The organism is Geomonas sp. Red32 (assembly GCF_023652955.1).
In the GTDB taxonomy this organism is placed as follows: Bacteria; Desulfobacterota; Desulfuromonadia; order Geobacterales; family Geobacteraceae; genus Geomonas.
Genome location: NZ_JAKLOY010000003.1, coordinates 106,378 through 130,681, shown reverse-complemented (window position 1 = coordinate 130,681; position 24,304 = coordinate 106,378). Strand labels below are relative to the sequence as shown.

Annotated in this window: 20 protein-coding genes, 1 tRNA gene and 1 riboswitch; of the genes, 3 read left to right on the top strand and 18 right to left on the bottom strand. The window is 61.9% G+C overall.

Translation table 11 applies throughout. The features are described from left to right. Window positions 1-169 precede the first annotated feature (169 nt). From L4X63_RS09895 to L4X63_RS09880, 4 genes are all read right to left on the bottom strand, one after another. Window positions 170-505 (bottom strand): type II toxin-antitoxin system RelE family toxin, encoded by a 336-nt coding sequence (locus tag L4X63_RS09895; protein ID WP_250678465.1) that lies wholly within the window; start codon window positions 503-505, stop codon window positions 170-172. A 29-nt stretch (window positions 506-534) separates the two neighbouring features. Beyond that, entirely contained in the window at window positions 535-1,434 is a 900-nt protein-coding gene (locus tag L4X63_RS09890) for a protoglobin domain-containing protein (protein WP_250678464.1), read from the bottom strand. 27 nt (window positions 1,435-1,461) lie between these two features. After that, entirely contained in the window at window positions 1,462-1,818 is a 357-nt protein-coding gene (locus L4X63_RS09885; protein WP_250678463.1) for a response regulator, read from the bottom strand. Window positions 1,819-1,954: 136 nt separating this feature from the next. Next, window positions 1,955-3,370, bottom strand: coding sequence for a tetratricopeptide repeat protein (locus L4X63_RS09880; RefSeq protein WP_250678462.1), 1,416 nt, complete (start codon window positions 3,368-3,370; stop codon window positions 1,955-1,957). A gap of 200 nt (window positions 3,371-3,570) precedes the next feature. On the opposite strand from L4X63_RS09880, the gene L4X63_RS09875 reads away from it, so the two are divergent. The 3 genes from L4X63_RS09875 (at window position 3,571) to L4X63_RS09865 (ending at window position 8,388) form a co-directional block, all read left to right on the top strand. Further along, entirely contained in the window at window positions 3,571-4,587 is a 1,017-nt protein-coding gene (locus L4X63_RS09875) for a metalloregulator ArsR/SmtB family transcription factor (RefSeq protein WP_250678461.1), read from the top strand. 84 nt (window positions 4,588-4,671) lie between these two features. Beyond that, a riboswitch (cyclic di-GMP riboswitch) is annotated at window positions 4,672-4,749 on the top strand. A gap of 76 nt (window positions 4,750-4,825) precedes the next feature. Next, entirely contained in the window at window positions 4,826-7,432 is a 2,607-nt protein-coding gene (locus tag L4X63_RS09870) for a coiled-coil domain-containing protein (protein ID WP_250678460.1), read from the top strand. A gap of 44 nt (window positions 7,433-7,476) precedes the next feature. Then, window positions 7,477-8,388 carry a ketopantoate reductase family protein gene (locus L4X63_RS09865; RefSeq protein WP_250678459.1) on the top strand — a complete coding sequence of 304 codons (912 nt, stop codon included), beginning with the start codon at window positions 7,477-7,479 and terminating at the stop codon, window positions 8,386-8,388. A gap of 121 nt (window positions 8,389-8,509) precedes the next feature. Here L4X63_RS09865 and L4X63_RS09860 read toward each other — a convergent pair whose 3' ends face one another. From L4X63_RS09860 to L4X63_RS09795, 14 genes are all read right to left on the bottom strand, one after another. After that, window positions 8,510-8,926, bottom strand: coding sequence for a hypothetical protein (locus tag L4X63_RS09860; protein ID WP_250678458.1), 417 nt, complete (start codon window positions 8,924-8,926; stop codon window positions 8,510-8,512). A 217-nt stretch (window positions 8,927-9,143) separates the two neighbouring features. Continuing rightward, entirely contained in the window at window positions 9,144-11,837 is a 2,694-nt protein-coding gene (locus L4X63_RS09855) for a hybrid sensor histidine kinase/response regulator (RefSeq protein WP_250678457.1), read from the bottom strand. A 251-nt stretch (window positions 11,838-12,088) separates the two neighbouring features. Beyond that, window positions 12,089-12,175 (bottom strand) — tRNA-Leu (locus L4X63_RS09850). 22 nt (window positions 12,176-12,197) lie between these two features. Beyond that, window positions 12,198-12,479 carry an integration host factor subunit beta gene (locus L4X63_RS09845; RefSeq protein ID WP_250678456.1) on the bottom strand — a complete coding sequence of 94 codons (282 nt, stop codon included), beginning with the start codon at window positions 12,477-12,479 and terminating at the stop codon, window positions 12,198-12,200. Window positions 12,480-12,531: 52 nt separating this feature from the next. After that, entirely contained in the window at window positions 12,532-14,286 is a 1,755-nt protein-coding gene (locus L4X63_RS09840; protein ID WP_250678455.1) for a 30S ribosomal protein S1, read from the bottom strand. Window positions 14,287-14,353: 67 nt separating this feature from the next. Beyond that, window positions 14,354-15,199: a 4-hydroxy-3-methylbut-2-enyl diphosphate reductase gene (locus L4X63_RS09835; protein WP_250678454.1), complete on the bottom strand. Its 846-nt coding sequence runs from the start codon at window positions 15,197-15,199 to the stop codon at window positions 14,354-14,356. A gap of 165 nt (window positions 15,200-15,364) precedes the next feature. After that, window positions 15,365-16,069, bottom strand: a complete 705-nt coding sequence (cmk, locus tag L4X63_RS09830; protein WP_250678453.1) for a (d)CMP kinase — start codon at window positions 16,067-16,069, stop codon at window positions 15,365-15,367. Continuing rightward, entirely contained in the window at window positions 16,066-17,355 is a 1,290-nt protein-coding gene (gene aroA, locus L4X63_RS09825) for a 3-phosphoshikimate 1-carboxyvinyltransferase (RefSeq protein WP_250678452.1), read from the bottom strand. The genes cmk and aroA overlap by 4 nt, the downstream gene beginning before the upstream one ends. Further along, window positions 17,352-18,212 (bottom strand): prephenate dehydrogenase, encoded by an 861-nt coding sequence (locus tag L4X63_RS09820; RefSeq protein ID WP_250678451.1) that lies wholly within the window; start codon window positions 18,210-18,212, stop codon window positions 17,352-17,354. The genes aroA and L4X63_RS09820 overlap by 4 nt, the downstream gene beginning before the upstream one ends. Window positions 18,213-18,224: 12 nt before the next feature. Next, the gene (pheA, locus tag L4X63_RS09815; protein WP_250678450.1) at window positions 18,225-19,304 is read right to left on the bottom strand and encodes a prephenate dehydratase; all 1,080 of its coding nucleotides are present in this window, start codon (window positions 19,302-19,304) and stop codon (window positions 18,225-18,227) included. Window positions 19,305-19,939: 635 nt separating this feature from the next. Further along, window positions 19,940-20,683 (bottom strand): MJ1433 family protein, encoded by a 744-nt coding sequence (locus tag L4X63_RS09810; protein WP_250678449.1) that lies wholly within the window; start codon window positions 20,681-20,683, stop codon window positions 19,940-19,942. A 272-nt stretch (window positions 20,684-20,955) separates the two neighbouring features. Then, window positions 20,956-22,113: an ABC transporter permease gene (locus L4X63_RS09805; RefSeq protein ID WP_250678448.1), complete on the bottom strand. Its 1,158-nt coding sequence runs from the start codon at window positions 22,111-22,113 to the stop codon at window positions 20,956-20,958. 329 nt (window positions 22,114-22,442) lie between these two features. Then, complete coding sequence (locus L4X63_RS09800) at window positions 22,443-23,609, bottom strand: ABC transporter permease (protein WP_250678447.1); 1,167 nt, start codon at window positions 23,607-23,609, stop codon at window positions 22,443-22,445. After that, a complete protein-coding gene (locus L4X63_RS09795; protein WP_502799904.1) occupies window positions 23,609-24,304 on the bottom strand; it encodes an ABC transporter ATP-binding protein in 696 nt (231 codons plus the stop codon). The genes L4X63_RS09800 and L4X63_RS09795 overlap by 1 nt, the downstream gene beginning before the upstream one ends.

Below are 24,304 nucleotides of genomic sequence, written 5' to 3'. Positions count from 1 at the left end.
GGCACCACCGCAAACCATTCCGTCCCCCCCTCTTGCAACCTCTATCCTGACTACGACAAAGGGGACTGGCTCCGCAGGTGCCAGTCCCCTTTTATATTTAATCGCGCAAGCGGTCTCATACTTCCCCCTCCCCTGGAAGGGGACGGTACGGTGGGTACGGACCTCTGCTCTACACCCTGTTCGCCTCGTTCTTGTGGTAGACGTCGAAGAAGATCACGCTGTTGTCGCCCACCTGCCGGCAGAAGCCGCACTTGTCTTCCAGCTTCTTCTCTTCCTTTCTGCAGCTCTCGCACCAGTGATAGATGAGCCGGTAGTCGCGGCGGCCGACGTACTTCTTCAACCGGCCGTGGTGGCCTCCGTGCATCCAGCCATCGGCGTCGCCGGGATTCTCCAGCAGACGGTCGATGACTTCCATGATGCGCGCGTGCCCGGGAGGGTCGTGCTTGTGGATCTTGTCCAACTTGGAGCTGAAGACGGGGGTGGGGAAAAAGCTGAACTGCGACAAGGCGTGCCTCCCGTACCAAAACGCCCCCGTCAGGAGGCGCTGTTCCCCTGGCTTTTGGCCACCAGGTAGTAGACGATGCCCAGTATGAGCAGCGTCCCGGCGAGGAAGATCTGGGTCTCCAGCTCGTCGTGGCGCAGGGTGGATATGAGGATGTCCCGGATAAGGGCCACGATGATGACCCCGATGAAGATGAGGATGTTGAACTTGCCCCCCTTCAAGGTCTTGATCTCGTTGTCCATCAGCTCGATCATCATCCAGAGGATCAGGAGCGAGCCGAGCGCGGAGAGGATCCCCTTCTCGAAGTCCCCCTGGAAGATATGCACCACGTCCCACCCGAAAAGAGCCACCACCGACAGCGAGACGCCGGTCAGGGCGACGACCAGGATGAGGTTCAATCCGTAGGTGAAGCGCTCGGCGGCATGGATGAGCTTCGACTCCAGCTTGTGGGAGACGAACACCTTGCGGAGCTCTTCTTCCTGGTAGGAGGAGCTCATGATGTCGAGGTTGATGTCGATGATCTTCTCGACCGCGATCCGGTACTTGCGGCGCTGCTGGATGTCCGGGTAGGTGGCCTGCAAAAGCTCGATGAGAAAGCGGCGCACGACGTTCATGGCCGCGTTCACGTAGTGCGCCTTGAGACCGGAGGCGACGTGCGCCTGCCCGATCCGCTGCAGGGTCAGCATGAATTGATTGTCGTAGGCCCCTGAGAATAGGGAGAGAAACCACTGGAGGTGGAGCTTCTTCAGCTTGGCGAGGGTCCTCTCGTCGCGCAGGAAGGCGGCGGTTTCCGGTATCTTAAAGAGATACTCGTAAAACTCGCTGATCATCCGGTCGCCATGCCCGGTGGCCAGGGGGAGAAGCTCCTTCAGCAGTCCAGCATCGACCTCGGTAAAGAAGTAGTGATCTTTGATGTCCTGCATGGTCAGCATGAAACGCTTCTCCTGCCTTTCTACCGTCTACTTGCGGAGCAGAGTCCCGACGTACTTCATGAGCTCGCTGGCGTTGACCGGCTTATGGTAGATGCGGGTGAACTTGTCCTGGTAGGGGTTCACATCCTGGGGGGGGAGTCCGGTCAGGGCGATGACCGGGACGGAGGCTCCGTGCAGCTTCATGATCTCGGCCGCGGAGACGCCGTTTAGGTCCGGCATCACCAGGTCGGTGATCACCACGTCGAATTCCTCGTCCTCGACATGGGCCAAAAGCTCGGAACCGTTGGAAACCGCCACCACTTCGTATCCCTGGTTGGTGGCGAACTTGCTGAGCGCTTCCCTGGTCGCTATCTGATCGTCGGCAATGAGAATCCTCTTCGGCATCACAGCACCCCCATCTGTCAGCATGGATTGAATTGTAGTGGAGCAAAGGATACGGCAGCAGCGGTGAGAGATACCTTACACGCTCGCGATTTCATAGTCTAGCAGGTTTTCAAGGTTTGTGCCGGATCCTATGCTCTTACCGCAATTTTTCTAAGGTGCGCATGATAAACTCCTGCCTTTCAAGCTCGGCAGTATAAGCTTTCCGGCAGCGGTCATCGTGACATCTCTCCCTGGTCTCATCCAGAAAGTCCATCGACTCTTCCAGCCGGTTCGCTTTTCCCATATTGCGCACGAAGGATGCGAGGGAGAAGGTATTGTCGGGGTCGGAGATCAGCGCCCTCCGGTAGACGTCGGCCGCCTCGCCGTATTTCCCTGCCGCCTCCAGCCCTTTGGCCTGCCCGTGGAGGAGCCGGCCCTGTATCATCATGTAGTGGTCCTGCCCCATCGCATTGATGGCAAGCGCGCTGTGGGACTGCAGAAGCTTCTGCGCCTCGCCGAACTGCGATTGGTGAGCCCAGATCTCCACCATGCGGGCGACCACCTCGATGTTGCCGGGATCGAGATCGAGTGCCTTCTGGTAGTATTCCAGGATCTTTTCCGGAGCACCCTGCGCGTCGCGCTCGCGATCGCCCAGGGAGGCGAAACAGGCGGAGAGCCCGCTGCTGATCACCGGGGTGGTGTCGAATTCCACCGCCAGCTCGTCGAGCAGGGTGGTGGCGGCTTTGGTGAGCGAGGGATCGCTGGCGTCCTTGACGAATTCGCACAACTTGGCGGGAACGACGAGCTTGATGGTGTTGGAGGCGAAGGGGGCCGGGTTCTCCTCGGCCACCAGCTCGGAGATCCCCTTGACCGCCTCCTGATCGCGCCCGAGCATGGTGAGCGCCAGCGAACGGTACAGGGTCGGATAGAGACGGGTGGTGCTGGTGGGATCCGCTTCGGTCTTCAGGGAGATGCTCCGTTCGAACTCGGCCAAGGCCTTCTTCGGCTGGTTCCCGTGCAGAAGCTTGGCACCGCGTTCGGTACAGGTTTTGGAAGTGAACAGCTTGGAGCGCCGCAGGTACTCGGCCTCTCCCTCGTCCCCGTCCGCTTCCTTTCTCAGGGTGAAACGGACGTCATCGAAGACGCAGTCATAGACCGGGGATTCGTACTTCTCATGGAGCGCACCGGTGGCCTCGTTCCCGGAGAGCGCGAGCGAGAGGCTGTGGGCGGTACCCTTGACGTCCAGGTCGGCCGGATAGGTCACCTTGAGGTTGTCGAGGCCGGGCCCGCTGAAAAAGCCCTGCTCCATGGAGTTGCCGTTGAAAAAGCCGGTGACGGCCTCGCCGTCTCCCGCGCCGTCGAACTTTATCACGACCTCGACCGGCAAACGGCTTCCCTGCCGCAGCTTCCCGTCGCAGGCTTTTCCGGTGACCTTCACCAGCTCGACATCCCCCCGGTAGACGGAGGTGCCCGCCGTGGCCGTCCCCGCCTGCACGCAGGAAGCCCCTCCCATCACCATGCAGAAAGCGGCCGCCAGCACCGCCGCTTTGCTTCGCCCCTTCGTTTCATCCATTGCACTGTCCTCGCCGGAACCGGGATTTTAGATCCGGCCCATTCAGCCACAAAACGGTGCAAGATGCAATACCTGAGACGGTACCAGCCACCCGATCGGCATCACATTTTCACTTCGACCGATATAAAAATAAATTGACAGCGAGGAGGAAGTGCATTACCTTTTTATTTCGAAATCAATCGAAACGGAAGGAATCGCCCATGACAGCGGAAAAGAGTCTCGCCATCATCAAGGCTCTCGCCGACGAATCCCGGCTGGCCATCGTCAAGTCGCTCCTCGAGCGCTCCCAGTACGTGGAGGAAATCGCCAAGCGTCACGCCCTCGCCCCCTCGACGGTATCGTTCCACCTGAAGAAGCTGGAAAAGGCCGGCCTGGTCTCCAGCCGGAAGGAGCAGTACTACGTCATGGTGCAGGCCAACGCCCCGGTTTTCGAGACCACCCTGAAGGAACTGGTCTCCGCCGTGACGGTCCGCGAGGATATCCAGGACGAACGGATGGAGCAGCACCGGCGCAAGGTGCTGGAGACCTTCTTTCCCCACGGCGTTCTCGACAAGCTCCCCGCCCAGCACAAGAAGCGGCTCATCGTCCTCGAGCAGTTCGCCCAGCGCTTCGAGGCGGGGCGCCGTTACAGCGAGACGGAGGTCACCGGACTGATCCGGCCACTCTTCGACGACTACTGCACCGTCCGGCGGCTGCTGGTGGACGAAGGAATGATCCGCCGGGACGACTCGGGGTACTGGCGGGAAGGAGACGGGGGCGGGAAAGCCGTTCCCCTGCCGCAACCAAAGGGAGATAAAGAGGTGAACCAGCAAGAGCAGCGAGCAGCGGTGAAAAGGCTCCACAAGCAGAACGTCCCCGGCATGGGGATATACCAGCTGCGCAACACGGCCAACGGCAGGATCTACATCGACTCGAGCAACAACCTCGAGAGTACCCGCAAAAGCAGGATGTTTCAGCTCAGGATGGGAAAGGTGGTCTTCAGCCACGAACTACAGGACGATCTCAACCGGTACGGAGCCGACAGCTTCGAATTCGGCGTGCTCGAGGTGCTTTCCGATCTTCGGCCGGGCGCCAATGTCGACCGCGAACTCCTCGCGCTCAAACTCCGCTGGCAGGACAAGCTTCACCCTTTCGGGGACCAAGGCTATAACAGTCTCAAAGGGTTCGAGCGGGAGCGGAAACAGATCAATATCCTTGAACAGCTGGCCGAAATATGATGGTCCCTTTTTTTCAATCAAGAACTTGATTTCTGAGAGATTTCGTTGTAGTTTTATGACCGGGAAAAGACATATTTTTTTGATACACGACAATACTAAACCATCCGCGAGGATGGGGCGGAAAGCCCATTGGGTCTCTCGTAAGACAGCCGGGTTGCCGAAATATCACTTCGGCAACCCGTTTTTTGTGTCCTGAGCCGAAGCCTTCTCCAGCTATTTTGATAACTGCGGAGGCGTTATGTTAGCCTTGGACTCTTCGATCGCCAGCATCGAGACTTCGGAATCCGAAGTCCTCGACCTCTACCAATCCGAACCTCTCCCCATCAACCTCAACGGCTCGCGTCCCGAGCCGCGGGTCGCCTACATCTGCGCCGTCAAAAAGAACACCAACGTACAGGTCTACGTCGCCTTGGCCGGCGAACGGGGACGCAACTTCGTCTATACCGATTCGGAGTGTGCGGACAGCGAGAACGACTACCAGGGCTCTTTGCAGGAGGCGCTGGGATTCGCGCAGTCGATGGGGTTTGCGCCGGAACGGGTCAATCTCAACTACAGCCCGGCGATGAAGGCCGTGGTGGTCCGCAACTACAAGATTTTCAATCTTCCCGGCAGCAAGCCGGAGCGGGTCCTGACCAAGGCCTCCGCCCTGTCCCCCTCCGCGGGGTCCGCAGATCCCGGGCACCCCGTCCCGCCGGTCGCCGCCGTAGCCCAAGCCGCCGTGGCGGCCTCGGCCGCAAAAGCCGCCAAGTTGAGCCCGCTGCCGGACCTCTCCCGGGAGCAGGCGAACCAGGTGGCCATCGCCGAGGTCCTGGTCAAGATCGGGAAGGAACTCGACGCCATGCGGAGCGAGCGGGACGATCTCCTTCTCAGGATGCAGGAGCTCTCCGCCAATCACCTCGGCGCCTCCGCCAAGGTAAGGACCCTGCAAAGTGAAAACGAACAGCTCGCCTCCCAGCTGGACGAGGCCGCCGATGCCACCGGGAAGCTCGATACGGCATCCCGCGAGCTGGCCGCCGCACGGGAGGAAGCGTCCCGGCTCGCCCGGGAGCTCGACGAGGTGCGCCAGCAGCAAGCGGCCTTGAAGGCGGAGCACGAGGCGGTACTGGCTGAACGGGAGGCGGTGCAGGCAGAGCGTGAGGCGGCACAGACTGAGCGCGAGGCGCTACTGGCTGAGCGTGAGGCGCTATTGGCGCAGCGCGAGGTGTTGCAGGGTGACCGTGAGGCGGCACAGGCAGAGAGCAACGGACTGAAAGAAGAAACGGCCGCCCTCGCCGGGAAGCTCGCCGCCGCGGAACAGGAATCGTCCAAGCTAGCCGCCGAGCGCGATGCCCTGTCTCAACGGACCGAGGAGTTGAGCCAGGTGGTAGAGCGCACCGAGAGCGAGCTCCACGAGACGAGGGACAAGGTGGAATCGGTTTCCGGCGAGCTGGAAACCGGGCGGTCACGGGTCCGGGAGCTCGAGTCGCGGGTCCAGGAGCTCGATTCAAGGCTCCAGGAAGTAAACGAAGGTGCCACCTCCAGGGAGACCGAGATCGAAACGTTGCGCGCCGAACTGGCGGCGGTTGTCGCGGAGCGTGAGCTGCTGGTCGGGCAGGAGAAGGAGAACGCCGGCAACAAGCTGGAAGCGGCCCGCGCCAAGCTCAAGGCGGTCACCGCCGAAAAGACCGCCAGCGAGCAGCGGGTCGAGAAACTCGAGAAGAAGGTCGCCTCGCAGAATGGAGAGCTGGATGCGCTCCGTAGCGAGCTGGCCTCCCTGCGCGAGGAGCGCGAGGCCCTCGCCAAACGCGAGAACGAGCAGACCGCCCAGGTTGAAAACCTGCTCGCGCGGCTGGACGCGGTGGTCGTTCCTGCCGGGAAAGTGGAACCGGACGAGCCGGCGCCCGTCCAGAAACATGAGGCGCCCCTTCCCCTGCATGAGGCGGAACCGGAGGGTCCGGCCGCCCCTGCTATCAAGCAGGCGAAAAAGGATGTGCCGGTGCCGCTTCCCGTGGACCAGCCTGAACCTGCCGCCATCGCCGATTCCGCCCCATCCCCGCAGCCGACGGTCCCGGCCGAACTAGCCGAAATCGAGTTCCCACCATTCGACGAGCTGGAGCTTGCGGGCAGTACAAGCAGTACAAGCAGCGAGCCGGAAGCCGTCCAGCCGGTTACCGGTCAGTTCCCGGAAGAAGTATCCCCCGCCGCGGAGGCGGCCACCGGCCCCGGCAAGCTCGCGGCAGCTGCCGCACCTGCCGGTGCAGAGTCTCCCAAGGCCGCTCAGCCCCAACCGCCCCCCGCCGAGCCGGAGGTCAAGGAGCCCGAGCAGACGGTGGCAAAGCGGAAGACACCGGAACCGCAGCAGGATTCCATCTACAGCGGCTGGCCGGAAACCGTCGCCGCCTCCACGCTCCTCTCCGCCTCGCCGGCGACCGGCTTCGGTTTCGACTCGTTCCCCTCGTTCTCCAACGACGAGGAGGAAGGCCCTGGACTCTTCCTGCTGCAAAAGGAAATGCATGACATCGAGTTGGCCACCCCCGGCGACCTCATGGTGCTCTACAAATCCTTCAACGTCACCCAGATCGCTCCCGACGGCAAAGGGCCCGAGCGTTGCGACGGCTATATCTGTTGCGTGAAACGGGATAGCGGGCCCAGGGTATACGCCCTCATCGTCGGCCTGCAGACCGGGACTATCGGGATCTACGCGCCCGAACACCAGCCGGCCGACGAGCAGTCGCTTTCCGGCACCATTTCCGGAGCCAGCGAATTCTTCGAACAGATCGGGTTGATGATGGAGCCGCTGGACATCGGCACCCCCGAGCACCGCACCAAGCAGATCTCCGGTTGCCCCGTGTTGAAGGTGGCCTGATGGCTGCGGCCCGTTGCGGAAACTCTCCTTTCTCATCCCTGCCTATGCCCCACTCTACCTACCGAATAGCCGTCATCGGCGCCGGAGCCCTCGGCGCCATCTACGCCAGCCTTCTTTCCAGGACCTCACACTCCGTCTCCTTCATCGCCGCTGGCGAGCGCCACGACCGCTTGAAGTGCGACGGCGTCACCGTCAACGGCACCCCTCACGCCATCGATGTGGTGCCCCCGGAAGAAGCCACCCCCGCCGATCTCCTCATGGTCGCCGTCAAACACCACCACCTCGGCGAAGCGATCGGCCAGATGACCAACGCCGTCGGCCCCCACACCACCATCCTGTCGGTCATGAACGGCATCGACAGCGAGGAGCGGATCGGCGCCGCCTTCGGGATGGAGAAGGTCCTCTACGGCCTCTCGCTCGGAATCGATGCGGTGCGGGAGGGAAATGCGGTCACCTACCAGAACCTCGGACGGATCCAGTTTGGGGAGAGGGAAAACAGCACCTTGAGCGGCCGGGTACGGCGGATCTCCGCCCTCTTCGATGAGGCGGGCCTCGCCCATGAGACCCCCAGAGACATGATCCGCAATCTCTGGTTCAAGTACATGATCAACATCGGGGTCAACCAGGTCTCCGCCGTGCTGCGAGCGACCTACGGCGCCTTGCGGGAATCGGCCGAGGCCAGAGAAATGATGGACGGGGCAATGCGGGAAGTGATCGCGGTGGCCATGGCAGCCAAGGTCGACCTCGGCGAGGCCGACATCGGCCAATGGTACCGGATACTGTCGTCGCTGGGAGCGAGCGGGAAAACCTCCATGCTCCAGGACGTCGAAGCCGGCCGCAAGACCGAAGTAGAGATGCTGGCGGGCACGCTCATCCGTATCGGCCGCGGCTACGGTATCCCGACCCCGGTCAACGAGAAGCTCTTCGAGGAGATCAGGCGGATAGAAGGAAAATGAAGGAGAGTGCGGGGGGAGGATGGGGTAAGGGGAAGGTACGCGTAGTGGAAGATCATCGCCTTATCGGTAAAAAGAAATGCCCGCCATTGAGCGGGCATTTCCATAGGTAGGTAAAGTAGGTTCAGACCGATTTTGACGGCGGCTGCATCGTCCTGGGATCCTGGGGGATGTGGGTGGCGTAGCCAGCGAACATGCCCCACAGCGTTTCTCTCAGCTCGCTTTCCAAGTGGCTGCCGGTACGAACCGTTTGCGGCTGCAGCGGGGGAGACAGCTTTTCGAAGGCGAGGTAAAAGCCTCTCTCTTCCATTTGGACGGAAAGCTTCACGCTGGAGGCCTCGCGCCGTCCGGTCAGAACCTGCTTACGTCCATCGGAGAGAACCCACCGTCCCCGGCTGAAATAGACGCTGTAGTTCTTCTTCCAAAGATTGCGCCCCCAAAGTCTCTCCCCGGTATCCTCCAGCACGGCAATAACCATGGCAGCCACAGATTGCACGTCCTGGCCGGAACCGGAGACCCCGTTCAACGTTTTGTAAGACATACCAGCTACCCTTCCCTCGTGGCTCGCGTGCGAACTGCATTCGATTGGAGGGAAATATCACGATTCCATTAAAACCGCAAGTTACAATATGCAGACAACATGTTGAATACGTTGATCAATGTATAGCTGAGAGATATCCGCCATAACCAAAACGTTACTTTTCGTCAAGTTCCGGCGATTGCGGGCGGCTTCGACATCTCCGGCACAAGGCTGGCGGCTACCTCCGGCTGTCCAAGATCCGCCTCACCGCCCGGAGCAGGTCCTGGGGCTGCACCGGTTTGGTGATGAGCTCGACCCCTTCCTGCAACTCTCCCCTGCTTTTTATGAAATCCTTGGTGTAACCGCTGGTGAACAGGATCCTGGTCTGCGGCTTGAGGCGGGCGATCTCCCGGGCGGCTTCCCACCCGCTGCGGCGGGGCATGATCATGTCCATCACCACGAGGTCGATGGAATCCGCATATGCTCCGAAAACCGCCACCGCTTCCTCTCCATCGCTGGCGGTCAGCACCAGGTAGCCGCTCGTGCTGAGCACCTCCTGGAGTAAACTCCGCAGGGCGGGGTCGTCCTCGGCGACGAGGAGTGTCTCATGCCCCCCGGCAACGGCAGCCTCCCCGGCTGGCTGCTCCCGTAGCGGCACCCCCTCCCCGGCGACCAAGGGGAGGTAAATCTTGAATGAGGATCCCTTCCCCGGTTCGCTGTACACGTGGATGTACCCGTTGTGCTGGGTGATGATGCCGTGGACGATGGCCATCCCGAGGCCGGTCCCCTTGCCGACCTCCTTCGTGGTGAAGAAGGGCTCGAAGATCTTGGAACGGGTCACCTCGTCCATCCCCGTCCCGCTGTCGGATACCGACAGGACGGCATACCGGCCGCTTGCAGGGGCCGCCCCCCGCTCGCCATGCGGCTCCACCTCCTGGACGCCGGTCTCGATGACCAGCAGCCCCCCTTTCGGCATTGCGTCGCGGGCGTTGGTGCCGAGGTTCATCAGTACCTGCCCGATCTGCCCCACGTCCGCTTTCACCGGCAGCTCCGGCTCGTTGACGATCACCCTGAGCTGGATATCCTCGCCGATGATGCGGACGAGGAATCTCTGGATCTGCTGCACGATATCGTTGAGGTTGACCACCTTGATGTCCATCACCTGCTTCCGGCCGAAGGCGAGAAGCCCGCGGGTGACCTGGGCCGCCTTCTCCGACGCGGCGAGTATCTGGTCGACCTTTTCCTGGAGAGGCCCCGGCAACTCGGCCGACAGACGCAGGATGGTGGCGTATCCGGCGATTACGGTGAGGATGTTGTTGAAGTCATGCGCCACACCGCCCGCAAGCTGCCCCACGGCCTCCATCTTCTGCGATTGGAAGAGAAGCTCCTTCATCTTCCTCTGGTCGGTGATGTCCTCCTTGATGGCGATGTAGTTGGTGGTCTGGCCGCCCTGGTTGCGGATGGGGGAGATGGTGACATGCTCCCAGAATAGTTCGCCGTCCTTCTTCTTGTTATGAAGTTCCCCTTCCCAGATGCCACCCGCCGTGATGGTGCCCCAGAGGTCCCGGTAGGTTTCGGGCTGATTGCTCCCCGATTTCAGGATGCTCGTGTTTCTCCCCAGGACTTCCTCCGCCTGGTATCCGGTCAATTGGGTGAACCGGGGATTGACGAACTCGATATTGCCCCGGGTATCGGTGATCAGGATGCTGACCGGGCTTTGCTCGACGGCCTGCGACAGTTTGCGCAATTCCCTGGTGACGCGCTCCCGCTCGGTGATGTCCTCGACGAATCCCTCGAGGTAGCTCTCCCCTTCCGGCGTTTCGTTCACCACGCGGATATAGAGGTTGGAAGAGAAGGTACTGCCGTCCCGGCGGCGGTATTCCACCTCGCGGCGGATAAACGATTCCGCAGCCAGCACCTCACGGATGACCGAGACGCGCTGTTCGGGGTCCACGAAATACTGCCGCCCGATGTCGGTAGCGTCGCTTTTAAACTGCTCGGAGGAGTCGAAGCCGAAGAGCTTCGCCATCATCGGATTGACGTTGATGATGCGCCCCTCCCGCGTCGTCTGAAAGATCCCCACCGGTGCGTTTTCGAAGATATCCCGGTACCGTTTCTCGGTCGCCCGCAGCAACTGCTCGGCCATCTTGCGGGCGGTTATATCCCGGAAACTCGCACGGATGAGCCTGCGGTCGGAAGACGGGAGCCTGGTCAGATGCACCTCGCAAAGGAGCTCCTTTCCTTGCGCATTACGGACCGAGCGCTCCAGGACGACCTCTTCCCCGTTCAGCACCCTCGCCGTGGCGAGCCTCATGCTTTCGGGCACGGCGAGCCCATCCGGCTGCTGTTCCGTATAGAAACGCTGAGGCCCTTGGCCGATCAGCTCGTCGCGGCCGCAGGCGAAGAGCTCGGTTGCGCTGTGATTGACGTCGACGATGCATGCTGCGTCCCCATCGATCACCATGATGGCGTCCGGTGCCTTGTCCAAGAGCGTGCGGTACCGCTCTTCGGTCAGCCGCAGCAGCTTCTCGGCGTGCTTCCGCTCGCGGATCTGCCTCTTCAGGGTCGTTATCCAGAAAAGGAGCAGGACAACCAGCAGCGCCGCGCCGCCGACGATGCCCCCTTCGACGAGCCGGGCCCTCTCCCGGGTCACGACGATGACCTGCTGGCCGGACAGCTCTTCCGGGGCGGTCTGGGCCACCAGCCGGGGCTTTTGTTCCGGGGAAAGAGGAGCCGGCGCCCCGGACCCCGACAGGTAGTTCACGGCACGGACGAGGCCGCTGGGAAGACGGACTGCGACACCGTCTGAAGGATGGAGGATGGAAGGGTACTCCTGGCTGGATGCCGGGAGAACAGGAAGCGGAGCTGCGTGAGAAAGGCGCAGGGGGAGGAAGCAAAACAGAGAGACGACAATGATGAGATTCTTCTTCATGCCACCGCCTGCCGAACGCCCGATTAGGGTAGGAAAGGGGCCAAGCAACTCTGAGACAGTAACGTAAACACTAGGATTGTATCAGTCAGACTCGCTATGTCAGGTTGTTGCACATTTTCGAGGTAAAGATGGTCAGGATGTAACGCCGCAGGGGGCCGGTGTTCAGGTTCATACGCAGCCCCTGGATACAAGAAAGGGGCTGCGCAAGCCGCAGCCCCTTCTCGTTATTCAAAATTTCCTGCCAATAATCGTGGTGCCCGGAGCCGGGGTCGAACCGGCACGACCTTGCGATCGAGGGATTTTAAGTCCCTTGCGTCTACCGATTCCGCCATCCGGGCCCGCTAACGGTCTCACGACCGCTTAGAGATTGTTGACGCGCTCGCGGAGATCTTTCCCCGTCTTGAAGAAGGGGGTCTTCTTGGACGGGATGCTCACGATCTCGCCGCTCTTCGGATTCCTCGCCTCCCGCGGCTCGCGGTCGCGGATGGTGAAGCTGCCGAACCCGCGGATCTCCACCTTGTCACCGGCGGTGAGGGCTTCGCTCATGGCGTCGAAGACCATGGAAACGACGGCCTCGGACTCCTTGCGGGAGAGGGAGCCGCGCACTTCCACCAGCTTGTCAATCAGTTCGCTTTTAGTCATAGTAACACCTCAAATGTCCTGCTGATTAAATAGTACCTGCCGGCGAATTGACCTACTCCTCAGTGCTCTTCTTCAGTTTCTCTTTCAGAAGGTCGCCGAAGCTGGAGGTAGCTTCGCCCTGGGAACCCATGTAGGAGGCCATCTCGGCCTTCTCAATGGCGGACTGCAGCGCCTTGATGCTGAGAGCGATCTTCTTCTCGACGGTATCCACGTTGAGGACCACTGCCTCGAGTTCGTCGCCGACGTTGGCGAAGTCCTTCGGCGAGGCGACCTTCTCGTGGGACAGCTCGGAGACGTGGATGAGGCCTTCGATCCCCTCCTCGATCTCGACGAAGACGCCGAAGTCGGTGACGGAGGTGACTTTGCCATTCACGCGGGAGCCGGTCCGGTACTTCCTGGGGATCTCGTCCCACGGATCCGGAACCAGCTGTTTGATGCCCAGCGACAGCCTCTCGTTCTCGACGTCGATGTTGAGAACGACCGCCTGCACGGTCTGGCCCTTGCCGAACAGCTCGCCCGGGTGCTTGACGCGGCGGGTCCAGGAGATGTCGGAGACGTGGACCAGGCCGTCGATGCCGTCTTCGATGCCGATAAAGACGCCGAAGTCGGTGATGTTCTTGATCTGGCCTTCGATCTTGGTGCCGACCGGGTAACGGTCGCCGATCACGGTCCAGGGGTTCACTTCGGTCTGCTTGAGGCCCAGCGAGATCCTGCGGTTTGCGGGATCGACGCCCAGGATGACCGCTTCGACTTCCTCACCCACCTTGAGGATTTCCGACGGGTGACGTACGCGGCGAGTCCAGGACATCTCGGAGACGTGGACGAGGCCTTCGACGCCGTCTTCCAGCGAGATGAATGCGCCGTAGTCGGTGAGGCTTACGACCTTGCCGCGGACGCGCTCGCCTTCGGTGTAGCGCTCGGAGACGTTGAGCCACGGATCGGGCACGGTCTGCTTGAGGCCCAGGGAGATCTTCCCTTTCTCACGGTCGAACTTGAGGACCATGACCTTGACGGTGTCGCCCACCTTGACCATTTCGGAGGGGTGGCCCAGACGGCCCCAGGACATGTCGGTCACGTGCAGCAGGCCATCCACGCCGCCCAGGTCGACGAACGCGCCGTACTCGGCGATGTTCTTCACGACGCCGTCGACGATATCGCCTTCTTTCAGGGTGGCGAGGGTCTCGGTCCTTGCCTTGTCGCGGTCCTCCTCGAGGAGCACGCGGCGGGAAAGGACGAGGTTGCCGCGCTTGCGGTTCATCTTGAGGATGCGGAACTGGTAGGTCTGGCCAACGAAGCGGTCCATGTTGCCGCCGGGACGGAGGTCGACCTGGGAAGCGGGGAGGAATGCCTCGACCCCGACATCGACGGTCATGCCGCCCTTCACCTTGCCGGTGATGCGCCCTTCGATGACGCCGCCTTCGCCGGCTGCGGCGATCTTCTCCCAGGCAACCTGGGAATCGGCTTTCTTCTTGGAGAGGACCATGTGGCCGCGGATGTTCTCGCCGCGCTCGAAGTAGACGTTGACTTCGTCGCCGACCTTGACGGTCAGGTCGCCGTTCTCGTCGATGAACTCGGCGATGCGGATGGCGCCTTCGGACTTGTAACCGACATCGACCAGCACGACGTCCTGCTCGATCTGAACGATAACCGCCTTGACGACTTCGCCGCTCTGCGGCTGCCTCAGGCTATCCTGAAAGAGGTCGGCGAACTCGCCGCCCTGCTCGGACTGCTCCATATCCTCGTCGTTATCGTGTAACCGCCTAATCGGCATATCTTTTTTCTTGTACATCTGTTTTTCGTCACCCATCAGAGCCTGTACCCCCTAGTTTATTACCCTGTAAAATCGGGCTAATGTAGCACATATGAAAACTGTGTCAACCTCTTTCTCGGTCGATTTCTTTAATCCTGTCCATGACCTCGTCGATCAGCCATTTCGGAGTCGAGGCCCCCGCGGTGACCCCGACCTTCTCGACACCGTCGAACCAGGCCGGATCGAGCTGGCTGGCGATCTCGATGTGGTGGGTGCGCGGCAGCAGTTCGGAGCAGACCTCGGCGAGGCGCTTGGTGTTGGCGGAGTTGTAGCCGCCGATCACGACCATGCAGTCGACCTTGCTGGCCAGGGCCTTGGCTTCCTCCTGGCGGACGGCGGTGGCATCGCAGATCGTGTGGTAGACGCGGATCTCGCCCCCCTTGCTGAGGCAGGCGGTGACCACGTTCTGCAGGTTTTCGAAGGACTGGGTGGTCTGGGCCACCACGCCGATCTTGGACATGCGGGGAAGCTTCTCGGCCTCCTCGCCGGAGCCAACCACGAAGACGCGGCCGGTGGCGTAGGAGACGATACCCTGCACCTCCGGGTGATCGGCATCGCCCACCACGACGACGTCATAACCGGCGCGCGAAAGATTTGCCACGTGCTCCTGCGCCTTCTTGACGAACGGGCAGGTGGCGTCCACCACCTCGAGGCTGCGGGAGACCGCGGCCTCCAGCTCGTCGGCGGTGACACCGTGGGAGCGGATGATGATGGTCCCCTTTTCGACGTCCTTCACGTCCTGGAGGGCAACCACCCCCATCTCCTCCAGCCGCTGCACGACCTGCGGGGAGTGGATGATGGGACCGAGCGTATAGGTTTCGCCACCCTTGTCGGCGGCTTCGAAGGCCAGGTGAGTGGCCCTTTTAACGCCGAAGCAGAACCCTGCCTGCTTCGCGAGTATGACTTCCATAAGATCCTCTTTGTCTTTTACCCAGTTATCCCCCTCCCCTGGAGGGAGGGGGCGAGGGGGTGGGGGAAGCCCGCCTTCGGCAAAACGTTCGGCCCAATCCCCATCCTCACCCTGTCCCTCCCCTTGAAGGGGAGGGAACCATCCCCAATGTTGATCAAGGGAAGGTTAATTCCGCTCGAGCTCCAGCAGGCGGGCGCGGACGGTCCGCTCCATGAGGTCGAGCACCTCGTCAATCGAAAGGTTGGTGGAGTCGATGTCGACCGCGTCGTCCGCCCTTTTCAAGGGGGCGTGCTTGCGGGTTTCGTCCTGCTGGTCGCGGAGGATCACCTTGGCGATGGTCTCCTCCAGGGTGACCTCTTCGCCGCGGGCCTTCAGCTCCAGCCAGCGCCGGCGGCCGCGCTCCTCGGCGCTGGCCGACAGGAAAAACTTCACCTCGGCGTCCGGGAAGACCACGGTGCCGATGTCGCGTCCCTCGAGGATGACCCCGCCGAAGGCGCCCATCTCCCGCTGCATGGCCAAAAGCGCATCCCGCACCGGCTTCCTGGCCGAGATGCAGGAGGTCAGGATGCCGATCTCCTCGGTCCTGATGGCCTTGGAGACATCTTCCCCGTTAACGAGGACGCGGTACCCTTCCCCGTCGCGCTCGAAGCCGATCTTCAGCCCCGTGCAAAGCTCGGCGAGCTCCGCGTCCTGCTCGCAGCCGATGCCGGCCCGCCGGGCCATCAGGGCAACCGAGCGGAACATGGCGCCGGTGTCGATGTTGATGTACCCCAGCCGCCGGGCCAAGAGCTTGGTGAGGCTGCTTTTGCCCGCGCCGGAAGGACCGTCGATGGCGACGATTACCCCATTCAACCTGGCTGGTGCACTCAATGCTTTACGACCCCCATCAGGAGATCGCGGAAACCGGGGAACGAAGTGGCGATGCAGTCGACGTCGGAGACCAGGGTCTCGCCCGGGGCGGTGAGCCCGGCCACCATCATCGACATGGCGATCCGGTGATCGCCGAAGCTGTCGGCGTTGCAGGCCTTCAGGCACTCGACGCCGGTGATCTCCATGCCGTCCTTGGTCTCGGCCACCTCGACGCCGGCGCGGCGGAGGTTGTCGGCCATGGCGGCGATGCGGTCGGTCTCCTTCACGCGGAGCTCGGCGGCGCCGCTGATCACGGTGGTCCCTTCGGCGAGCGCGGCGGCCACCGTGATGACCGGGAACTCGTCGATGGCGCGGGGAACCACGTCGCCGGAGATCTCGATCGCCTTCAGCTTCGAGGAGCGGACCAGGATATCGGCCACCGGCTCCCCCGATTCCTCGCGGGGATTGGTGAGCTCGAGATCGCCCCCCATCGCCTTCAGGATGTCGATGATCCCGGTGCGGGTGGGGTTCACCCCTACCCCCTTGATCAGCAGCTCGGAGCCGGGAACGATCAGCGCGGCCACCATGAAGAAGGCGGCCGAGGAGATATCGCCCGGCACCATCAGCTCGCGGCCGGTCAGCTCGACCCCGCCGTGGACCTTGACGCCCCCCTCGAAGGTCTCAAGCTCGGCGCCGAAGTAGCGGAGCATCCTTTCAGAGTGGTCACGGGAGAGGTGCGGCTCGCGCACCACGGTCTCGCCGTCGGCGTAGAGCCCCGCCAGCATGATGGCCGATTTCACCTGGGCGCTCGATACCGGAGAGTCGTAGGAGATCCCGGAAAGCTTGGAACCCTGGATGGCGAGCGGCGCCTTCTCGCCACCGGCGCGCCCGAAGATCTTGGCGCCCATCTGGGAGAGCGGCCCGACCACGCGCTTCATCGGCCTCGCGCGGAGGTACTTGTCGCCGGTCAAGACCGAGAAGAAGTTCTGCCCGGCCAAAAGCCCGGTCAAAAGCCGCATCGAGGTGCCGGAGTTGCCGCAGTCCACGACGTCGGTCGGCTCGGAAAGCCCGTGGATCCCCTTGCCGTGGATGGTGATGCTGCTCCCGTCGTCCTCGATCTCGATCCCCATGGCGCGGAAAGCCTCCAGGGTGCAGAGGGCATCCTCTCCGCGGAGGAAACCGGTGACGCGGGTGATGCCGCGGGCCAGGGAGCCGAACATGATCGAACGGTGGGAGATGGACTTGTCTCCGGGGACGCGGATCTCTCCGCGGACACCCTGGGCGGTCCGGACGGTATAACTGTTCATAGGATGGCGTCCCGTTTCTGCTTTGAATTATGGAAGAACTCCCGGAGCCCTTCGCCGTCGCCCTTCTCCACCAGGGTCCGCAGTTTCGCCAGGTAGCCGGAGAAGAAGTCCATCATCTCCAGGATGGCGTCGCGGTTGGTGAGGGCGATGTCGCGCCACATGACCGGGTCGGAGGAGGCGATCCGGGTGAAGTCGCGGAAGCCCCCCGCCGAGTACTTCAGGAGGTCCCCCTCGAAGCGGTCGTAGCCGTCTACGGCGTTGACCAGCGAGTAGGCCACCATGTGCGGCAGGTGCGAGATGGAGGCCACCACCAGGTCGTGCTGGACCGGATCCATCAAGGGAACCGTGGAGCCGGCGATCTCCCAAAGCTCCACCACCTTGGCGAGCGCCTGGGGATCGGTCTTCTCGGTCGGCGTCACGATGCAGCGGCGGTTCTGATAGAGGGTGGAGAAGGAAGCCTCGACGCCGGAATGCTCGGTCCCGGCGATGGGATGGCCACCGACGAAGAAGGTTCCCTCCTTCATGAGCGGCTCGCACCCCTTGACCACGAATTCCTTGACGCTCCCGCCGTCGGTCACGATGCACCCCGGCTCGAGATGGGGAGCGATCTCCGCCACCACGTCCGGGATCGTGCAGACCGGCGTGGCGATGAAGACCAGGCCGGCACCCTTGACCGCCTCCTTGGCGTCGAACGAGTAGCCGTCGATCACGCCGAGCTCGACCCCCCTTTTCAGGTTCGCCTCGCCGCGCCCTACCCCGATCACCTCGCCGACCACCCCTTTCTCGCGCAGCACGCGGGCCAGGGAGCCGCCGATCAGGCCGAGGCCGATCACCACCATTCGATCGAAGAACAGCATGCTAGGGGTTCCTCATGACCGCGCCCGCGGGTAGGAGCCCAGCACCTTCACGAACTGGCAGCAGACGGAGAGTTCCTGGACCGCCTCCGCCACCTCGGGATCCGAGATGTGGCCGGAGAGGTCGAGGTAGAAGATGTATTCCCACGCCTTCCTTTTCAGGGGGCGGGACTCGATCTTGGAAAGGTTGATGTCCCGCTTGGCGAACGGCTCCAGCATGCGGTGCAGGATGCCCGGCTCGTCGCGGACCGAGAACATGAGCGAGGTCTTGTCGTCGCCGCTTTTGTCCGCCATCTTCTTGCCGACCACCAGGAAGCGGGTGAAGTTGTTCACCTGGTCCTCGATGCGCGCCTTGACCACCTTGAGGTTATAGATGGAGGCGGCGTACTCGCTGGCGATGGCGGCGGCGGTGTAATCCTCGGTGACGATCTGGGCGGCCAAAGTGGTGGAAGCCACGTCGACCAGCGGAACGTTGGGGAGGTTATCGGCCAGCCACTTGCGGCACTGGGCGAGAGGCTGCGGATGGGAGTAGACCTTCTTGATGTCTTCGAAACGCCCGGTGCGGGAGAGGAGGAAGTGGGAGACCTCCAAAAGCACCTCGGCGTTGATCTTCAGATCGCTCTCCATGAACATGTCGAGCGTGTGCGAGATCATCCCCTCGGTGGTGTTCTCCACCGGCACCACCCCGTAGTACGCTTCGCCCTTGGAGACCGCCTCGAAGACGGCGGGGATAGAGCGCTCGGGGGAGAGCTGGGCGGAAAGCCCGAACTGCTGCATGGCGGCAAGGTGGCTGAAGGTCGCGTTGGGGCCGAGGAAGGCGACCCGCATCGGGGCCTCCAGGGCCAGCGAAGCGGAGATGATTTCGCGGAAAACCCCGCGGATGGCATCGGCCGGGAAGGGGCCGGGATTGTTCGAGGTGAGCCGCTCGTAGATCTCGCGCTCCCTGTTGGGAACGTGAAAATCGCTGCGTTTCTCAGTCTTGATCGCGCCTACCTCTTTGACCAAGGTCGCGCGCTGATTCAAGAGCTCCAGGATGCGGTCATCAACTGCATCAATCTCTTGCCGCAGTTCTGCCAATGAGTGCTTTTCTTTCAAGCGGCTGTTACCTTCCAGGCGGGGGTAGTGATGGTCAGCGGAGCCTCCACTTATAAGGCAGCGCGGGCCATTTTGCAACGATTTTCGTAATCTTCTTGACCGGCCCGGCTGGTAAACCTCCCACCGGCAGTTGGCCGATCAGTTCACGGCAAACCATTTTTTGCCGGAGGCCCAAACGCACACGGAGCGGCAATTGGGCGAACAGGAGCTCCAATTGGGCGGAACGGAGCTCCAATTGGGCAAACGGAGCTCCAATTGGGCAAACAGAGCTCCAGTTGGGCAAACGGAGCTCCAATTGGGCAAACGGAGCTCCAATTGGGCAAACGGAGCTCCAATCGGGCAAACGGAGCTCCAATTGGGCGAACGGAGCTCCAGTTGGGCAAACGGAGCTCCAATTGGGCGAGCGGAGCTCCAATTGGGCGAGCGGAGCTCCAATTGGGCGAGCGGAGCTCCAATTGGGCGAACGGAGCTCCAATTGGGCGAACGGAGCTCCAATTGGGCGAACGGAGCTCCAGTTGGGCGAACGGAGCTCCAATTGGGCGAACGGAGCTCCAATTGGGCGAACGGAGCTCCAGTTGGGCGAACGGAGCTCCAGTTGGGCGAACGGAGCGGCAACTGGGCGACCGAGCCCTGCTTTAGACGACCTCTGCCCTGGCGTTGGGGTCCAGCGGGTTCATCCTGACCGCCAAGGAGTACAGGTAGGGGTAATCGTCGTGGAGATGTTTGAGATAGGCGATCCACTCGATGAGGAGATGGGTGTGCGCTCTCTTGATATCTCCGGAGAGATGATCCAGATCGGTTTCGGGGAGACCGGTGAGCGAGCGGCGGGCCTGCAGCTCCTCGGCCAGGTGCAATACGGCCCAGAGGAGGTCGGTGAAGGCGTCGTGCTCGAGCAGGTTGGGATTCTCGAGAAGGGCCAGCATGATCCCCTTTTTCTCGGCGAGAAAGGCCTTCATTTCGGCCAAGTCGCCAAGGCGGGAGTCGACATCGACGTTCTGTCCTCTTACGAGCTCGCGGGCGGCCTCGAAATCGGCGGCCTTCCATTTGACCGAGGGGCGCAGGCGCTGGCAGATCTCCTGGCCGTCGGCGTAGAACTGCAGGATCTTGTGGAGGAGTCCGGTGCCGACCTCGCTGAAGAAGACCCCGATGACCATGTTGAGCTTCTTGATCATCGCCTCGCGCTCGCGCTCTTTGAGCACGCGCTCGATCATGAGCGTCACGAAGAGGACGTATACCGGGAGGAAGGCGACGTTGGAAAAGAAGTTGAAGACGATGTCGTTGCCATGGCCGAAGAAGGAGTACTCGGTGAGATAGAGGATGAGGGAAACGATCAGCAAAAGCCAGACGATCTTGTCGGTCGGAAAACGGAGAAACTTCAAAAGGAACCCTCCTAGGAAATAGACGACATGGTTGTAGAAGCATACCACAACCAGATTATGACAACCCTACACTCTCCCGGACTAGCGAGATGCTACTCACCTTCCAGGAAAGATGCAGCTCTCCCCCCTTGTTAAAAGGGGGCTTTACCTACAAGGCCTCCCCCCTCCCCTTGAGGGAGGGGGTTAGGGGGTGGGGGAAGCATCCACGGAGTGCCGAAGCCGGCCTCCCCCTCACCCTGACCCTCCCCCTCAAGGGGGGAGGGAACCTGAGCCTAACCTATCCGGCGGAGCCCATCGGCGATGCGGATGGTGGCGCCGCGCCAGGTGGGGAAGATACCTGAAACCACGCCAACCAGCAAGGCCGAGAGAACTTCGAGGGCGAGGGTCTCTTTGGAGACGCTGAAGTACGGGAAGTACTGGGCCAGCTCCACCTCGATCCAGCGCGAGGCAGGGAAAGTCAGCACCGCCCCGAGAATGCCCCCAAGAAGCGAGAGGGCGATGGATTCCCCGAAGACGAGGAAAGCCAGGTGGCCGGATTTGAAGCCGAGCGTCTTAAGCGTCGCGTACTCCCCGATCCGCTCCCTGGCCGTCATGGCCATCGTGTTGGCGGCCACCACCATGATGATGGCGATCACCATGTAGGAAACCACCTGGATGGCAACCATGATCGCCTCCGTCATGGAAACGAAGCTCAGGTGGAAAGCCTTCTCCGTCTCGGTCAGCGTCTCCGCCAGCGAGTTCTTGAAGAGGGAGTCGACGGTGAGGGCCACCTCCGAAGTCTTGTCGGGGCTTTTCACCCCGATGATGTAGAAGCCGACCTGGTCGGCCCTTAGGGGAGTCGTCTTTCTGACCGACTCGTTCAGGTAGTCCCAGTGGAAAAGGAGCACCCGTTCCTCGGTCGACCTTTCCGCCCCGTGGTAGATCCCTCGCAGGACGAACTCCCACTGGCCGGGGAAGATGGTTCCCTTCAAGTTGATGAGGTCGCCGATTTTCCATCCGTAGGTCTTGGCGAGCCGGGCCCCGACGATACAGCTCTTGCGGTCGAGGAGGAAGTCGTTTTTCTCCTTGGGGGAGAGGACGAACTCCGGGTAGAGATCGAGGTAGCTCTTGGGTTCCACCGCATGGTTGGCGAAGAAGTGTTTCTCGTCGATGTAGATCCCGCCGAACCAGTTGCCGTAGGAGACCTCGGTGACGCCGGGGACGGCGCGGATCCGTTCGAGGTAGGAGACCGGGAGCGGGAAGATGAGCGAGATGGCGTTACGGGTGATGAGGCGGGTGGCGGAGGCATGTTCCGCGCCCGAGTACCAGAGGCCCACCAGCGTGCGCAAGAGCCCGAAGGCCAGCACCGCCACCGCCACCCCCACCACCGTAAGGATAGAGCGCAGGCGGTGCCGGAAGAGATTGCGAAGGATGTATTTGAGGAAGAACATAAATCTAAATCCTAAAGGCAACAACAGGGAACACGGATGACACGGATCGAACGGATAAAGGCGGATCAAGCAAAGGCTTTTAGTGTTAAGGCAACGTCAAAAGCATGAAGCGATGGACCGTGAAGAATAAAAGGATTCGTCTTTGGTGCCCCCCTCAAGGTTTTGTTTCTGCTTTTCCCCTAAAGTTTTTTGCCTGATCCGCCTTTATCCGTTACATCCGTGTCATCCGTGTTCTATTGGTTTTGACTTTGTTTTTACCTTAAAGTTTTTAGTCTTATCCGCGTTAATCCGCTACATCCGTGTCATCCGTGTTCTATTGAGTTTTGACTCTACGTTGCCCTCAGCGCCTCGACGATGTTCATCCTCGCCGCCCGGAACGCCGGCAGCACGCCGCCTATAAACCCCATCACCATCGAAAAGAGCAGCGACTTCCACAGTATCCCGAAGGTGAGCGTGAACGAAAAGGCCAGCTCGGAAAACGACTGCCAGTTCATGGTCGATATGGTGATGAGCTGCATGAACGACGCAGCCACCACCCCCAATATCCCGCCGCAAAGCCCCAGCAGCAGCGACTCCAGGATGAACGCCCCCAGGATGCTCTTCCTCTGGAACCCCAGCGCCCTCAGGGTACCGATCTCGGTCACCCGGTTGGCCACCGCGGCATACATGGTGATGGTCGCCCCGATCACCGCCCCGATGGAAAACACCACGGTCAGCACCATCCCGAGGATCCGCAGAAACGTCGCCATCGCCTCCGACTGGTCGAGATAGTACCGCGTCTCCCGCTTGGCCTCCACGGTCAGCCGGGGATCCCCCTCGACGCGCGCCTTGTAGCTGTCGAACTCGTTGGTGTCCCGCAGCCGGAAGATCAGCGAGGAGTAGACCGGCCGCCGGAAGGCCTGCATCATCTGGTCGACGTCTCCCCATATCTCGGAGGAAAACCCGGTGGAGCCCGCATCGAAGACTCCCACCACCCTCCAGTCGCGCATCGCGAACCGGATGGTCTCCCCCAGCCCGCACCCCTGGAACCTGCGCGCGATGCTTTTCCCGCTCATCACCTCGGACGAGCCGGGCCGCGGGAGCCGCCCCTCCACCAGCTTCACCGAAGGACGAAGGGCCAGCGACTCCTCCCCGATCCCCCTGATCACCACGTTGGCCGGTTTGTTCCCCGCCCTCTTCTTCAGGTTGATGAGTACCACCAGCTCCTTGGCCAAAAGCGGCTTCCCGTCGCTCCCCACCGCCACTGCCGGGTCGGTGGTCAAAAGCGCCGACTGGTCCCGCTCCACCGCGCTCTGCACCTCGGAGTTGGCGGCCTTGCGAATGACCACCACGTTGTCGCGGGAGCCGGTCTCGACCAGCGTCTTCTGGAGCCCCTCGGCGAGCATCAGGGTGGCGGCGAAGACGAACACCACCAGCCCCATCCCGCTCGCGGTCAGCACGGTGGTGAGCCGCCGGGTCCAGAGGTTACGAAAGCTGTAGGAATAGGGAATGCCCATCAGGTTTCACTCAGTTCGCCCTTTTCCAGGTGCCGGATGAGATGCGCCTTCTCCGCCGCCCGGGGATCGTGGGTCACCATGATGATGGTCTTGTTGGAGCTGTGTACCAGCCGGTCCATGAGCAGAAGGATCTCCTCGGCGGAGGCACGGTCGAGGTCGCCGGTCGGCTCATCGGCCACCAGGATGTCGGGATCGGTCACGATGGCGCGGGCGATCGCCACCCGCTGCTGCTGCCCCCCGGAGAGCTGGCCCGGGTAGTGATCCATCCGGTCGGAAAGTCCCACCACCGAGAGGGCCGCCACCACGTGCTCGCGCCGCTCCGCCCGCTTGAGGGGGGTCAAAAGAAGCGGCAGCTCCACGTTCTCGAAGGCGGTCAATACCGGGATCAGGTTGTAGAACTGGAAGATGAAGCCGACGCTCAAAGCCCGCCAATGGGCCAGCTCGTTCTCGCTCAACCGGGAGATCTCCACCCCGCCGATCTCGATCGTCCCCTGGTCCGCCGAGTCGATCCCGGCGATGAGGTTCAAAAGGGTGCTCTTGCCGGAGCCGGAGGGGCCCATGAGCGCCAGGAACTCGCCCCGGGCGATATCGAAGCTGATGCCGGAGAGCACGGGGATGACCTGGTTTCCCCGGCGGTAGCTCTTGGAGAGGTTACGGATGGAGACGATGGGGGGGTGGGAGGATTCCAATTCCAT

Coding starts and splice junctions, on each gene's coding strand:
- L4X63_RS09890 (WP_250678464.1), bottom strand. CDS start 1,434: ATGCTGACCATGCAGGACATCAAAGATCACTACTTCTTTACCGAGGTC.
- L4X63_RS09845 (WP_250678456.1), bottom strand. CDS start 12,479: ATGACTAAAAGCGAACTGATTGACAAGCTGGTGGAAGTGCGCGGCTCC.
- L4X63_RS09880 (WP_250678462.1), bottom strand. CDS start 3,370: ATGGATGAAACGAAGGGGCGAAGCAAAGCGGCGGTGCTGGCGGCCGCT.
- L4X63_RS09835 (WP_250678454.1), bottom strand. CDS start 15,199: ATGGAAGTCATACTCGCGAAGCAGGCAGGGTTCTGCTTCGGCGTTAAA.
- L4X63_RS09840 (WP_250678455.1), bottom strand. CDS start 14,286: ATGGGTGACGAAAAACAGATGTACAAGAAAAAAGATATGCCGATTAGG.
- aroA (WP_250678452.1), bottom strand. CDS start 17,355: ATGAACAGTTATACCGTCCGGACCGCCCAGGGTGTCCGCGGAGAGATC.
- L4X63_RS09795 (WP_502799904.1), bottom strand. CDS start 24,304: ATGGAATTGGAATCCTCCCACCCCCCCATCGTCTCCATCCGTAACCTC.
- L4X63_RS09875 (WP_250678461.1), top strand. CDS start 3,571: ATGACAGCGGAAAAGAGTCTCGCCATCATCAAGGCTCTCGCCGACGAA.
- L4X63_RS09865 (WP_250678459.1), top strand. CDS start 7,477: ATGCCCCACTCTACCTACCGAATAGCCGTCATCGGCGCCGGAGCCCTC.
- L4X63_RS09855 (WP_250678457.1), bottom strand. CDS start 11,837: ATGAAGAAGAATCTCATCATTGTCGTCTCTCTGTTTTGCTTCCTCCCC.
- L4X63_RS09820 (WP_250678451.1), bottom strand. CDS start 18,212: ATGCTGTTCTTCGATCGAATGGTGGTGATCGGCCTCGGCCTGATCGGC.
- L4X63_RS09885 (WP_250678463.1), bottom strand. CDS start 1,818: ATGCCGAAGAGGATTCTCATTGCCGACGATCAGATAGCGACCAGGGAA.
- L4X63_RS09860 (WP_250678458.1), bottom strand. CDS start 8,926: ATGTCTTACAAAACGTTGAACGGGGTCTCCGGTTCCGGCCAGGACGTG.
- L4X63_RS09800 (WP_250678447.1), bottom strand. CDS start 23,609: ATGGGCATTCCCTATTCCTACAGCTTTCGTAACCTCTGGACCCGGCGG.
- L4X63_RS09870 (WP_250678460.1), top strand. CDS start 4,826: ATGTTAGCCTTGGACTCTTCGATCGCCAGCATCGAGACTTCGGAATCC.
- L4X63_RS09805 (WP_250678448.1), bottom strand. CDS start 22,113: ATGTTCTTCCTCAAATACATCCTTCGCAATCTCTTCCGGCACCGCCTG.